The sequence below is a fragment of the Sporosarcina sp. Y1009 genome, assembly GCF_057669865.1.
Genome location: NZ_JBYHFO010000024.1, coordinates 1 through 13,530 on the forward strand (window position 1 = coordinate 1; position 13,530 = coordinate 13,530).

Sequence of the window (13,530 nt, forward strand, 5' to 3'; positions counted from 1 at the left end):
AGTTGACGCGTATGGTCGCCGCCCTCCACTCCAATCAACTAGATATTTCACTATAGCTAGAAAGTTATTCAGTGTCCTTTAATATTATTAGATTGAATTTTCATGTGAATTTTACTTCATAAGGGGGTTAGGACTTGGAGGTAAATGAAAAACGGAGACACTGGATTGAACATGAATTAGCCGTTGCGGTTAAGACGATGAGTAGGCTTTATGGTGGTATATCATCGCTTATATATGAAGTTGAAACTGAAAATGGGCATGTTATTTTGCGACAGTTTGATAATGGGGAATGGCTCCGTGAGGAACCAGATCTTGTGTTACATGAATCAGCTAGTCTACAAATAGCGTCTACTGGTGATTTACCTGCACCAATGCTTCTTGCGGCTGATGAAACTGGCGAAAAGAGTGGGATGCCATCCATTCTCATGACAAAGTTAGAAGGTAAAGTAGTGCTTGAACCAGTGGATTTCCATGCTTGGACAGATGGGTTGGCTAAAGTACTTAGTGAAATTCATCGGATTGAAGCGAAAGGTTTTTCATGGAAGTATGCGCCGTATATGAATCGTGAGAACGTTAAAATTCCCAGATGGACACGAAAGCCTGAAGTATGGAAGGTAGCATTGGATCGATTACACGGGTCGGAACCAAAATATCGGGAAACATTCATCCATCGCGATTTCCATCCAGCAAATGTGCTGTGGAATGACGATAAAGTAAGTGGAATTGTAGATTGGCCAAATGCTTGTCTCGGACCTGCGGGAATTGACATCGGCCATTGTCGTGTGAATTTGGCATTGCTCCACGGTGTCGGAATCGCAGACTTGTTTTTGGACGCGTACCATCGGCATGCAACGGAATTTGTATATAATCCCTATTTTGATATTGTCTCTATATTTGATTTTATTGATGAGCCATTAACCGTTTACAAAGGTTGGATTGATTTGGGCGTTAAGGGGCTTACGGATCGGATGATGGAAGAACGTATGGATGCGTTTATGGAGAGCGTTGTTTTAGGTAAGTGATTTTAGCGAACTTATGTTAAACTAGAACCACCATATCCGAAGGGAACTGATGTGCAATGTCGAATAGCTGGCATGAAAGATTCTCTACAGATGAGTATGTTTATGGAAAAGAGCCGAACGAGTTTGTGGTCGAAGCGGCGAAGCTTATGCTGAAAGGGAAAGTGCTTTGCATCGCGGAAGGTGAAGGGCGAAATTCGGTGTATTTAGCGTCGCTTGGATTCGACGTTACTGCATGGGATTTTGCGCAAGCTGGGCTTGATAAAACAAAACAACTTGCCGATGAAAAAGGTGTTGTCGTGACTACTGAATTTCATGATCTTGCAGACGTTATATGGGAAGCCGAACAATGGGATGCCATCGTCCAGATCTTTGGTCATTTTCCTGAAGACGTGATGACACGCACATTTACTGGTATAAAAAAAGCGTTGAAACCAGGCGGATATTATATAAGTGAATTGTATTCGAAAGAACAACTTGCATATGGGACAGGCGGACCGCGAAATGAAGCCATGCTAATAAATCCAAAAGAAATGCTCGAACAATTTGACGGCTATTTTATCAAACATTTTCACGTAGGCGAAGTGAATCGTGAAGAAGGACAACTTCATACAGGCACTGCCCATGTCGTACAAAGTATGTTTCAAAAAAGGAAAGAGGATTGAACAATGGACGGAAAAAATCGTGACGATATCACACCAGGTTTAAAAGTCGCAATTATATTGAAAAAAGACCAGCGCTCAGGAACAAAAACTGAAGGCGTCGTGAAAGACTTATTAACGAACTCGAAATTTCATCCGCACGGCATTAAAGTAAGACTCGAAGACGGACAAGTCGGCCGCGTAGCGGAAATATTGGAATAAAAGGATCCTTTAAGGGGTCTTTTTTATTTCGTGAAAATTAATTGAAAATTCCTTATCCGTTTAATGTACAATAGTGATATATACAAAAGTTGTATCCAAGGGGGAATTTGAGTTGAAAAATCTGCTAAATGTCATTTATATTTTATTTATTATGGGGCTCTTATTTCCTTTTGCGTTTTCAGGGTGGATTGTAGCCTTCTCGAGTGGAATGTCTTTTCTAACCCCATTTATCGTCGTTCTCTATATCTCAGCAGGGGTTTATATCACAATCAGATTTTTTGCATTGAAAAAACAGAAGAAAATCATTTACCGTGTTTTGGGTGTCACTATCGCTTTATCGCTCATCTACTCAATTCCAGGAATATACGGGAAAACGAGAACTACCGTTCAAGATGGATATATCGATACCTATTCGTATGCACCTTTTAGTAAAATGTCCAAAGTTGTGTCACTCTCTGAACCATCAACTTATAAAATTGAAAATGATCTACCAATTATTGATGGAGCAACTGCTCTTTACCCGGTCTATTCAGCATTCGCAAAGGCGGTTTATCCCGAAAAAGAATACGATCAATACGACAGTGAAGTAATGTCAAATCGTACCGGCGAAGCCTACGACAATCTTATAAGAGGAGAAGTCGATATGATTTTTGCATTGGCTCCATCAGATTCCCAATTAAGTAGGGCAAAATATCAAAATCGCGAATTAAAACTTACGCCGATTGGAAAAGAAGCATTCGTCTTTTTCGTGAATGGCAAAAACCCTGTTAAAAACTTAACGACAGATGAAGTCAAAGGAATTTATTCGGGTGAAATTACAAACTGGAAAGAGGTCGGAGGGAAAGATAAATCGATTCGCGCTTTCCAACGACCGGAAGATAGCGGCAGTCAGACCGCGCTTCAACAATTTATGGGTGAAGTACCGATTATGGATCCGCCGGTGGAAGATATTGCGTCACTGATGGGCACCATTCTCGACCAAGTCTCTGATTATAAAAATTACAATAATGCTATGGGGTACACCTTTAGGTATTACTCGACTGAAATGACAAAAAACAAGCGTATTAGACTACTAGCTTTGAACGATGTTGAACCGACAATCGAAACAATTCGTTCGGGGGCTTATCCGATTACGGGAGAATTCTACGTTATAACTGCGGGAAGTGAAAATCCACATCTCGATGAATTCATAGAATGGATTTTATCCGAACAAGGACAGGAAATTATCGAGAAAACGGGCTATGTTTCGATTCAGTAAAGTAACATACCCTCATTCCGGAACGTCCTACCTGTTAATAGGGGGGCGTCTAAGTGAAACTTTGGATGAAAGTGTTAGGGATTTTATTGGCGGGTCTAGCTGGTATAATAATTATTTTAATTTTAGTGATCAATCACTTTTTCCTCAGTATGTCCAATCTTCCTGAAGGAGAATTTCTTACGGAAACTAAATCTCCAAATGGCGAGTACACAGTGAAAGCTTATGTATCAATGAGCGGCGCGACTGTTGCGGATGCGGTTAGAGGTGAAGTGGTTTATCATCAAAAGAAGGATAAGATGAAAAATATTTACTGGGGCTACCGTGAATCAACTGCAGAAATAGGTTGGATTGATGAACATACAATTTCCATCAATGGCGTGAAGTTAGATGTTCGAAAAGACGTATATGATTGGCGAAAACAGTAGTCGAAAGGTGGTCTCGACTGACAAGCAAACCGAATTTATACGAGGGAGCATAGGGAGGAGGAGTATTAGATGGATTTTGTAAAACAGTTTCTTGAATCAGAAATAATGGATTTAGTAACTTACAAGATAATTTATGATTTTATTTCACTAGAGAATTTTCGATATGGTGAATATGAGGGAAATCAATATGTCATTAGAAAAATAAATCATAACCACATTCAAATTGAGGATGAGGTAGCAACGGAGAATACAGGCACTCCACGTGTAGAAGTATATCGTCGGGATAAACTTCTGCATGTGCTGGAGACTTATAAAGATACAATTTAGGGTGATATTTTTAATTAGTACTTTTTGAATTTAAACTGTAAACGGGACATTGATTTATAAAAATACTCATTCAATTGGAGGAAAGAAAATTGATAGAACTACTAGGGATTAAGCACCCAATCATTCAAGCACCGATGGCTGGCGTCACGACACCGGAATTTGTCGCAGCGAGTGCAGAAGCCGGTATACTGGGTTCCATTGGGGCAGGCTATCTATCAGCTGCAGATACGCGTAAATTTATTCGAGAAGTAAAAGGGCTGACAGAAAAAACGTTTTCAGTGAATTTATTTATTCCTGAAATAACGGAACCAAGTGAAGATCAATTGGCAGATGCCTTCGGGGCACTCAAACCGATTCGAGATGAGCTTGGCATCTCTTCGGAAATACCGAAATGTTCAACGACGGAATTCGATGCGCAAGTCCAATTGTTGATTGAAGAGAATGTGAAAATATGTTCTTTTACATTCGGATTGCCGGCTGAAGAAACAGTTCAATTACTAAAAAGTCATGATGTATTTCTCATAGGAACAGCGACAACGGTTGAAGAGGCGGTGCTTGCAGAGCAGCGCGGAATGGATGCCGTCGTCGTTCAAGGCAGTGAAGCTGGTGGACATCGCGGGTCTTTCCACGGTCAATTAACCTTCGTTCCACTGAACAAATTACTGACAGACTGCGTAAAGATGGTTGAAATTCCAGTCATCGCGGCAGGTGGTATAGCGAATAAAGAAATGCTCGAAAATGCGCTATCCGCCGGGGCACAAGCAGTCCAAATTGGAACTGCACTATTAGCGGCGAGTGAAAGCGGTGCACATTCGTTACATAAACGGGCAATACTAGATTCAATAGAAGGAAATACAACTTTGACAACTGCTTTCTCAGGTAAAACCGCTAGAGGTATCAAAAATCGATTCATTTTAGAGATGGAAACCGCGGTACTTGCACCATATCCGATTCAAAATGACTTAACAAAGGACATTCGGAAAGAGGCTGCGAAACAAGGAAAAACTGATTTCATGTCTATGTGGGCGGGTGAAAATGTTCATTTGTCTACCGCTGGACCAGTAAAAGAAATCATTAAGCAATTTGTATAAAGAGGGATGAAATGCGAAAGTATATTGGTGAAATTGGACTTACAATCACTGCCATCATATGGGGCAGTGGCTTTGTTGCCAGTGCAGTGGCATTGGAGTATTATACCCCGTATCAATTATTGTCGGGACGATTTTTAATAGGCGCAATCATTTTATGTCTGATTTTCAATCGTAAACTAAAAGGAATCAAGAAAAAGACGCTCATTAATGGGGCAATTTTAGGATGCATCTTATACACGGCATTCGTTCTCCAAACGGTGGGCTTACAATTTACAACGCCGTCTAAAAACGCTTTCCTGACCGCAATTAACGTTGTGATCGTGCCCTTTATTGGGTTTTTAATTTATAAAAGAAGTATGAATGGATTTGAATTAGGCGGTGCGATATTGGCTGTCATTGGCGTCGCAGTATTATCACTTCAATTATCTTTTGAAATAAATCTTGGGGATTTCTTAACAGTTTGCTGTGCATTTGCGTTTGCTTTTCATATATTTTACACGGCTAAATTCGTCGAGGACGAAGACCCGGTATTACTAACATTCATTCAAATGGTAGTTGCGGCTGTTATTGGAATAATTGTCGTGTTATCGAAAGGTGAGACTACATTTTCGTTTGAGCCAGCTGGGTTATATCCATTGATTTATCTAGGAATATTTTCAACGACAATCGCCTATTTACTTCAAACCATTGCACAAAAATATATTTCAGACACGAAAGCTGCCATCATTCTATCGACCGAAGCATTTTGGGGAATGGTATTTTCAGTCGCGATATTAAGCGAAGTATTGACGCTCAGAATGGGTATTGGCGCAGTACTTATCCTTTGTGCCATTCTATTGTCCGAAACGAAATTTAGTTTCTTAAGAATTAAAACCCGTAAAATCGATTGATACATCAGGCTGTGCAAAATGGGTGAGGTGAGCAGGATTGAAAGAAATTTACCGGAAGACGTCAATTGTTTCATTTATCGGAGGCGGCATTACAGCAGTCTATGCGATTGTGTATTATTTTTTTTGGTTCGAAAGTTTTGTGGTGAATGGAGAAACGCTTATTGTTTCAGGAATTGCCACAATTTCTTTATTGATTTCAGGACTGTTTTTCAACAATGCGCAGCAGAACCTTAGTGATCAAACAATGGCTGATAGCGAGAGTGACGTCCAGTTTGAAAACATCGATGAGTTAATCATGCAGTGGATGCCGTCTTTTTATCCGACAATGCATAACGTCGATGCAAAAGGCGTTTCATTATTTCATATCATTCCTACAAAGCGCAGACCTTTTGCGCGTAAATTAACTGCGATTAAATTTCTATCGGAAGGTTTTATAATCCCCGCTACGTATGACATTCTTGATATGAAAGATGAACTGTTAGCGTCATTTACCTTGTGGAATAACGGAAACCGTTTTCTCTTAACACTACATAGCAGGGACGGAAAAAGGATTGGTTATTTTGAGCAATGGCTTACGAAATCAATCCTTAAAAGTAAGGGAACTTTATTTCATGAAAATGATCGGGTTTGGCGGGAGCTTGCAGCGAAAAATACAGCCGGCGATATCGATGTCGTAGACGACAACGGTAAAATGGCAGCCCAATACCGATTCGGCCGTTTTCCTTATGCCTTGCATCCTGCATTTGAAGCCGAGGCGGTTCACAGTTATATCCGTTTTGGTAACCATATTTCAAAAGAAGAAAAACTCGCATATACGATGATTTTCTTTTTTTGGTTGAAGAAGTAGAGGGTATCGACTTTAAACCTATAATAAATTCATCCTTGACTCTCACGTTACGTCATAGTTTATTGTTAGTGATGAAGGGAGGCCAACACACGATGAAAGTGAAAGAAGTATCGCAGTTGACAGGAGTAAGTGTGCGCACTCTCCATCATTACAACGACATCGGCTTGCTCGTTCCAGATGATTTGACGGAAGCGGGCTATCGGATTTATTCCGAAGAAAACTTAGCAACCTTACAGCAAATACTATTCTTTCGTGAACTCGGCTTCTCTCTAAAGAAAATAAAAGAATTGCTTTCAAGTCCATCGTTTGATCGCCAGGAAGCTTTCGACATGCAACGGGATATGCTCCTTGCTAAACGACAGCAATTGGATGAAATGATCGCTACGATTGAGAAAACAATTCGCCATGAGAAAGGAGAGGTCAGGATGTCCAAAGAGGAGAAATTTCAAGGATTCGATTTTAGCAAAAACCCATACGAACAGGAAGCTAGGGACAGGTGGGGTGATAAAGCGGTTAATGAGTCGAACAAAAAGGTCGCACAGTTTGGCCCGGAGATTGGTGAGGAAATGAACCGGATTTACTTCAGTTTAGCTGAAATCCGCCATACAGATCCAGCATCGAAAGAAGCGCAAACGCGGATTGAGGGATGGTACACTTTTTTGAACAAGATGGGCAACTATTCACTAGAAGCTTTCGCTGGACTAGGTGAAATGTATGTTGCTGACGAGCGATTTACAAAAAACATCGACCAGTTTGGTGAAGGACTTGCTGTATTCATGCAGGGGGCAATGAAAGTTTTTGCGGATAATAATTAATTTCATTCATGCTATGCAAATGATTGTCAATGACAATTGTTTGCGTAGCATTTTTTATTGATAACATCCCAAAAACTATAAAAATATTCTTTTTACATAGAATATACACAATCAACTGAAATTACTGACGTTCGTCAGTAGCGGATGCAGTTTTTGTTCTATATGCTAAAGGTAATACCAATGCCACCGCATCAAAAGTCCTTGTTTTATCATAGAATACTAGGCAAACTTTAAGAAATTAAAGGGCGCAAAACTTTGGAGTCTAAGGCATAGTTGCTATGACAGTCCGGTCGCGAATCTACTTGCGACCGGGTTTTTGTCGTTTGGAAATTAAAGAAAAGGAGGGATTATATCCATGGTTTTAAAACGGTCATCCGTTTTGCTATTGATAGGGATGATTATTCTATCAATGGTTTTACCATCGCTGCAGGCAATTGCTAAAGAAGGCGAAAAATCTGTTGACACGTCACAAGCAACGGAGGAGTTAGAGGATTCGATCGAAGAAGTTGAAGAACCGGAAGTTGAGGAGACGGAACCCGCTGAACCAGTTATAGATGAGAAAACGGAGATTTTGGTTTCGAATCTATGGGTCAATGTTCCAGAAGCTGACAATCCACCATCTATCATATTGTCTCTAGTAAACACACAAACCGGTGAACAAGTTAAGACGGCGACACTTGCGAATGGAGGAACATCCTATTTGTTTGATGGACTAAGCAAGTACGACAAGGATGGTTCGTTAAACAAGTATGGTTTAACAAGTTCGGAAGTCGTAGGCTATGAAACAACGATTGAAAATTACACAGTGACACATACGTATATTCAGCCGGAAACAGAGGATGAATCGGCGATAGCGGAAACTGAAGAGGCGCAAGTAGATGATGAAGCAATTGAGAAGAATTTAGGAGCCATTATGCCAATGGCGATTGCTACCCCGGGACATTACACGATTGATCCAAATGCGATTGTAGTCCCTTCAAAAATTGAAGGTGTTTCGACAAATGCGCACACACTATCAGAATTAGTTTGGGCGAATGGGGATACTGTATATGCAGCTATAAAAGCGACGCATGCGCTTGAACATATGATTCTAAATGGTGTCCAAACGGAAAATATGGACCAATACAATTCTTGGGTATCTATTTTTGTAGACAATATGGAGTATGAACCAGATGGATTGAAAGGGAATACAGGCGACTCACACTGGACAGTATTTAAGTTTAATCTAGCTGACCTGAATTTGGATGATAGCGGTAAGTATTCTTTTTCTGTAAAAGGTATAGGTGGGGGACATGACATTAAAGGGAATCTTATATTTACTATCCCTAAAGTAGATATAACAGGCAATAAAGTTTGGGTTGGCGGACCGGAGAATAAACCGGCAATTACCCTTCAACTTATGGCACAAGTAGAAGATGAAGCGATTCAGTTGAAGCACTCGCAAGTGTTAAATGGAAGTGAAAGTCCTGCGTGGATGCATACTTGGGAAGAAATTCGCGAATATGATCCTTATGGTCGGAAATATGTGTACACGGTAGATGAAGAAACCGTGCCGATCAACTATGTTAAATCATTGGATGGATTGACGGTTACGAATACGTATACCCCCTCTCAGCTAAATATTGATGTAAGCAAAGTCTGGATAGGGCCAGGTACAGAGTCTGTAACTATTAATCTATTAGCCGATGGGCATCATACGGGAACTAATCTCGTATTAAATGAAGAAAATGATTGGTCAGATTCATTCGCGAATTTAAATAGGTACGACGATACGAATGGGCAAGAAATTACTTACACAGTCGAAGAAGTGGCAATAGCAGGCTATTCAACGGTAAAGAGCGGCTCTGTTAATGAAGGATTTGTATTCACCAACACCAATGATGCAAAAGTCACGGTGAATGTGGTTAAGGAGTGGGTGGGCAGTAAAACAGATTCGGTGACCATCACATTGCTAGCCAATGGTCAAGATACCACACAAACAATCGTGCTCAATGAAGACAATGGTTGGGCAGGTTTATTCTTAGACTTGAGAAAATACGATGCGACAACAGGGGAAGAGATTGTGTATTCGGTAGTAGAGTACGATGTCCCAGAAGGTTATGAAGTTAGTTATAGTACAGGAGATAATGGTGAATATATCGTTACAAATACAGAGATTGTCGGCTCTTTAACAGTCCTGAAAATTAATGAAGTTGAAGAGGCTTTAGCAGGTGCAACATTTGAATTACGGGATGCAGATGGAAACCTGATTGGGACTGAAACTACAGATTCGTCTGGCGGAATTTATTTCGGTGATCTGGCATGGGGCGATTATCAATTGATAGAAACGATAGCACCAGAAGGTTATCGAAAATTATTACAACCAATCTTAATTACGATTGGACCAGGTGATTCCTTACACATTGAAAAGACTGTAGTCAATACGGAAATCGGATGGGAAATACCAAAAACAGGCGGCATTGGAACAGCAGGATTCTATGGAATTGGTGGTCTGTTAATGGCTTTGACGTTTGGTTTCTTCTTAAGAAAAAGAAAAACCGGGTGAATTAAAATAGGTCAAATTAAACAACACATAAGAGAGAGGGGAACAAACAAATGCAAATCAAAAAACTTTTTGCGGTAATGATGATTGCTTTACTCACATTTATGTCAATGACAGCGGGGCAAGTTGCACATGCAACACCAAATGATCTAGAAACAGGTAGCTTAACAATTCATAAGTATGAAAGAGAACCTGGTGTAGAGGATGGTGCAGATGGGGACGGATCTGCAGATCAAGATGTTCCTATTGATGCGGTAGCCCTTGAAGGGGTCGAATATACGATTATCAAAACTCACTCATATAACGCATCAACTGATGAGTGGACAGAAGTCACTGGAGCTACACCAATCGTTAAGGTAACTGGAACTGACGGAACAGTTGCTTTCGAAAACTTAGAATTGGGCCGCTACACAGTAGATGAAACAGACGGGCCACCACACGTCAATTTAAATCCGGATAGCTACTCCGTGGATATTCCAATGACAAGTGCGGACGGAACGGATATAAATTATAACGTTCATATTTATCCAAAGAACGAAATCATCCGTGGTGCAGTAAAACTTAAAAAGGTAGATGGCGAGAATGGATTTGTTGGGCTTCCGGGCGCTGAATTCAACCTTTATAAATCAGATGATACCTTATTAGAAGAAAATATTGCAGTTAATTCAAATGGCTATATCTATGTGGATGGTCTGGCTTATGGAGATTACTATTTTACCGAGGTAAAGGCACCTGACGGATATCTTCTTCAAAGTGGGGAGTTCCCATTCTCTATCTCTGCTAGCGGAACAATCAATGATGGCGGAGAATATACAGGTAAAGTTGAAAAAGTTAAAGTGAAAAACTACTACACACCAGATATTGAGAAAGAAGTAGATCAAGAAGATGCGAATCGTGGGGACACGGTAACGTACACGCTGAAAGTTACTTTACCAGGCGACATTCAAGACTACAAGAGCTTTGTTATTACAGATGAACTTGATTCAAGATTAACTTATGTAGACGGAAGCGAAAGTGGTGCAACCGGATTTACATTCAATCAAGCCGGGCAAACGTTAACATGGACAGCGTCTGACTTCACTGCACTAGTTGGCGGTGAGATTGTCATCACATTCGACGCGCTAATTGCTGAAGATGCGGAAGGCGATAGTATTGAAAACACGGGTTCTATCGATTATGAAAATGAATCTGGTACGATTGGCGACAAAGATTCAGAGCCACCAATTATTTCACTGACAGACGGCGGATTCAAAGTACTAAAAGTCGATGCAGCTAGCACAGCTACTACACTAGAGGGTGCAGAATTTAAGCTGACTGATGTAGATGGTGTTACTGTCGATGCAACAGGCACACTTATCACGGTCAATGGTGTATTACACAATGGTTTACTAGAAAACCTTGTAACAGATGCCAACGGTGAAATAAAAATCGATGGGCTAGATGTAGGAACATACCATCTAGTTGAAACAAAAGCACCAACTTATATGGAAAATGGCGTAGAGAAATCCTATCGCATGCTCACACAACCAATTGAAGTTAAAGTGACAGATGAGGATTCATCACAAACAAAAACAGTCATGGTCAAAAACTCCAAATCCGGTTGGGACCTTCCAAAAACGGGTGGAATCGGAACGACATTATTCACAGGAGTCGGTCTTCTGTTGATGGGTGCAGCGATATTCATCATTGCACGCAGAAAAAACTCAGCTATCCAATAAGTGAATTTGAAAGATAAAAGGATAGGGAGCCGGTCTCCCTATCTTTTTAAAATCCAGTTTTATAGTATAGGGGTGTTCTATCATGAAGCGTAACGTCCTATTTTCTATCATATTCTTCGTCGGGCTTGGGATCTTCTTGTATCCAATTATGAGTAATGTGCTTGCGACAAAAGAGCATCATACAATAATTAGCGAGCATGATGAGAAAATCCTGCAAATGAGCGAGACAGACATCAATGATATGAAAGAGAAAGCCAAAGACTATAATGAAAAAGTTGTGAATACAACTGTTCCAATTGAAGATCCTTTTGCTGACGATGCAAAGGAAACAACCATTAAAGGGTATTTTAATGTGTTAAATATAGGTGAATCGATGGGAAGTCTTGAAATTCCTAAAATTGATGTAAAGCTCCCTATTTACCACGGAACAGGTGAAAAAGTATTACAACGCGGAGTTGGGCATCTTTCAAATACGTCGTTACCGATTGGTGGAAAAGGGACACATGCTGTGATGACTGGACATCGTGGACTCCCAAGTGCAAAAATGTTTCGAAACTTGGACGAAATGGAAATCGGCGATTTATTTTACATCAAATCATTAGGGGAAACTTTGGCATACAAAGTAGACCATATTGCAATCGTGTTGCCAAACGAGGTAGAGCTTTTAAATATCGAGGAAGGGAAAGACTTCGTGACACTGATTACCTGCGAACCCTATATGATTAACACCCATCGCATGCTCATCAGGGGCGAACGGATTCCTTACGCAGATGAGGTTGAAGTGGTCAAACAACTAAATGAAGAAAATGATGTAGGGAAGAAGTTTAGGGTGAACCAAATCGGGTTACTGATTTTCGGTCTACTCTTTATTTCCATCATTGGCTATATAATTTATCGAAAAAAAGGAAAGAATGATGTGGAAACGATGAGCGGGGAGTGAGGATGTTGAAACGAAACTGGCTAATTATAGCATTGTTCAGCACCGGCTTACTCATATTTCTCTACCCACATATCGCGCGATACTCTACATCAATCGAACAAGAAGCTATCATTCACACATTTCAGGAAGAAATCATGCAAGTCACAGAAACAGAAGCAAAACAACGAATTGAATCGATTGCCAAATGTAACGATACCATCTTCGAAAATCCCGAAGCCTTTCAAGATCCTTTTAGTTTTCAATCAAGTGTTGAAGGTACTATTGAATGTACGAATCAAGCGATTGATGAAAACATCTTTGGGGTACTCGAAATACCTAAACTTAAAATTAAAGAGCCAATTTATATTGGGGCGACAGTTGGAAATCTTAATATAGGTGTCGCACAAGTGGAAGGCTCTTCACTGCCAATTGGTGGCTTAAATACGCACACTGTGATTGCGGGGCACCGAGGTGGAATCATTAGAGAGCAATTCCAACATCTTGATAAATTAGGGGAAGGAGATGTTTTCCATATTCATGTGTTAAACGAAACGATTTCCTACCGAATTACGGGTCAAGATATTATCTTACCGCATGAAACAGACACCCTTCAAATTCAACCTGAGAAAGATTTGTCGACATTAATCACTTGCCATCCCTATGGAAGTAACACGCACCGACTACTAATTCACGCGGAGCGAATCAACCTAATCGAAGCATCAAGAAAATAAATCAAAACCAGCCAAAAGTTAAAAGGCTGGTTTTTTCTTATGAACAAAATAAGGTTTCAAAAAGTTCAAAAGTAATGGATAATAA

General features: G+C 40.3%; 14 protein-coding genes and 1 riboswitch. All 14 genes read left to right on the top strand.

Going from position 1 to position 13,530, the window contains the following annotated elements; translation table 11 throughout:
• The first annotated feature begins 134 nt into the window (after positions 1-134).
• The 14 genes from AC25Y1_RS18130 (at position 135) to AC25Y1_RS18195 (ending at position 13,445) form a co-directional block, all read left to right on the top strand.
• Positions 135-1,022: a phosphotransferase family protein gene (locus AC25Y1_RS18130; RefSeq protein WP_488149414.1), complete on the top strand. Its 888-nt coding sequence runs from the start codon at positions 135-137 to the stop codon at positions 1,020-1,022.
• A 56-nt stretch (positions 1,023-1,078) separates the two neighbouring features.
• Positions 1,079-1,684, top strand: coding sequence for an SAM-dependent methyltransferase (locus tag AC25Y1_RS18135; RefSeq protein WP_488149415.1), 606 nt, complete (start codon positions 1,079-1,081; stop codon positions 1,682-1,684).
• Positions 1,685-1,687: 3 nt separating this feature from the next.
• Positions 1,688-1,882, top strand: coding sequence for a YwbE family protein (locus tag AC25Y1_RS18140; protein WP_488149416.1), 195 nt, complete (start codon positions 1,688-1,690; stop codon positions 1,880-1,882).
• A gap of 112 nt (positions 1,883-1,994) precedes the next feature.
• The gene (locus AC25Y1_RS18145) at positions 1,995-3,140 is read left to right on the top strand and encodes a PstS family phosphate ABC transporter substrate-binding protein (RefSeq protein ID WP_488149417.1); all 1,146 of its coding nucleotides are present in this window, start codon (positions 1,995-1,997) and stop codon (positions 3,138-3,140) included.
• A 53-nt stretch (positions 3,141-3,193) separates the two neighbouring features.
• Positions 3,194-3,565, top strand: coding sequence for a DUF5412 family protein (locus tag AC25Y1_RS18150; RefSeq protein WP_488149418.1), 372 nt, complete (start codon positions 3,194-3,196; stop codon positions 3,563-3,565).
• A 69-nt stretch (positions 3,566-3,634) separates the two neighbouring features.
• Positions 3,635-3,892: a hypothetical protein gene (locus tag AC25Y1_RS18155; RefSeq protein ID WP_488149419.1), complete on the top strand. Its 258-nt coding sequence runs from the start codon at positions 3,635-3,637 to the stop codon at positions 3,890-3,892.
• An 89-nt stretch (positions 3,893-3,981) separates the two neighbouring features.
• Positions 3,982-4,983: an NAD(P)H-dependent flavin oxidoreductase gene (locus AC25Y1_RS18160; protein ID WP_488149420.1), complete on the top strand. Its 1,002-nt coding sequence runs from the start codon at positions 3,982-3,984 to the stop codon at positions 4,981-4,983.
• Positions 4,984-4,994: 11 nt separating this feature from the next.
• Positions 4,995-5,873 (top strand): DMT family transporter, encoded by an 879-nt coding sequence (locus AC25Y1_RS18165; protein WP_488149421.1) that lies wholly within the window; start codon positions 4,995-4,997, stop codon positions 5,871-5,873.
• A 37-nt stretch (positions 5,874-5,910) separates the two neighbouring features.
• Positions 5,911-6,720, top strand: coding sequence for a hypothetical protein (locus AC25Y1_RS18170; RefSeq protein ID WP_488149422.1), 810 nt, complete (start codon positions 5,911-5,913; stop codon positions 6,718-6,720).
• Positions 6,721-6,791: 71 nt separating this feature from the next.
• On the top strand, positions 6,792-7,535 hold the full coding sequence (locus AC25Y1_RS18175; RefSeq protein WP_488149464.1) for a MerR family transcriptional regulator: 744 nt from the start codon (positions 6,792-6,794) through the stop codon (positions 7,533-7,535).
• A gap of 212 nt (positions 7,536-7,747) precedes the next feature.
• A riboswitch (cyclic di-GMP riboswitch) is annotated at positions 7,748-7,833 on the top strand.
• A 57-nt stretch (positions 7,834-7,890) separates the two neighbouring features.
• The gene (locus tag AC25Y1_RS18180) at positions 7,891-10,080 is read left to right on the top strand and encodes a Cna B-type domain-containing protein (protein ID WP_488149423.1); all 2,190 of its coding nucleotides are present in this window, start codon (positions 7,891-7,893) and stop codon (positions 10,078-10,080) included.
• A gap of 50 nt (positions 10,081-10,130) precedes the next feature.
• Positions 10,131-11,795 carry a SpaH/EbpB family LPXTG-anchored major pilin gene (locus tag AC25Y1_RS18185; protein WP_488149424.1) on the top strand — a complete coding sequence of 555 codons (1,665 nt, stop codon included), beginning with the start codon at positions 10,131-10,133 and terminating at the stop codon, positions 11,793-11,795.
• A gap of 82 nt (positions 11,796-11,877) precedes the next feature.
• Complete coding sequence (locus AC25Y1_RS18190) at positions 11,878-12,735, top strand: class C sortase (RefSeq protein WP_488149425.1); 858 nt, start codon at positions 11,878-11,880, stop codon at positions 12,733-12,735.
• A 5-nt stretch (positions 12,736-12,740) separates the two neighbouring features.
• Positions 12,741-13,445, top strand: coding sequence for a class C sortase (locus AC25Y1_RS18195; RefSeq protein WP_488149426.1), 705 nt, complete (start codon positions 12,741-12,743; stop codon positions 13,443-13,445).
• Positions 13,446-13,530: the final 85 nt, after the last annotated feature.

Excerpts from the sequence above, each read along its gene's own strand:
- AC25Y1_RS18135 (WP_488149415.1), top strand. The coding sequence starts at position 1,079 with ATGTCGAATAGCTGGCATGAAAGATTCTCTACAGATGAGTATGTTTAT.
- AC25Y1_RS18140 (WP_488149416.1), top strand. The coding sequence starts at position 1,688 with ATGGACGGAAAAAATCGTGACGATATCACACCAGGTTTAAAAGTCGCA.
- AC25Y1_RS18155 (WP_488149419.1), top strand. The coding sequence starts at position 3,635 with ATGGATTTTGTAAAACAGTTTCTTGAATCAGAAATAATGGATTTAGTA.
- AC25Y1_RS18165 (WP_488149421.1), top strand. The coding sequence starts at position 4,995 with ATGCGAAAGTATATTGGTGAAATTGGACTTACAATCACTGCCATCATA.
- AC25Y1_RS18175 (WP_488149464.1), top strand. The coding sequence starts at position 6,792 with ATGAAGGGAGGCCAACACACGATGAAAGTGAAAGAAGTATCGCAGTTG.
- AC25Y1_RS18180 (WP_488149423.1), top strand. The coding sequence starts at position 7,891 with ATGGTTTTAAAACGGTCATCCGTTTTGCTATTGATAGGGATGATTATT.
- AC25Y1_RS18185 (WP_488149424.1), top strand. The coding sequence starts at position 10,131 with ATGCAAATCAAAAAACTTTTTGCGGTAATGATGATTGCTTTACTCACA.
- AC25Y1_RS18190 (WP_488149425.1), top strand. The coding sequence starts at position 11,878 with ATGAAGCGTAACGTCCTATTTTCTATCATATTCTTCGTCGGGCTTGGG.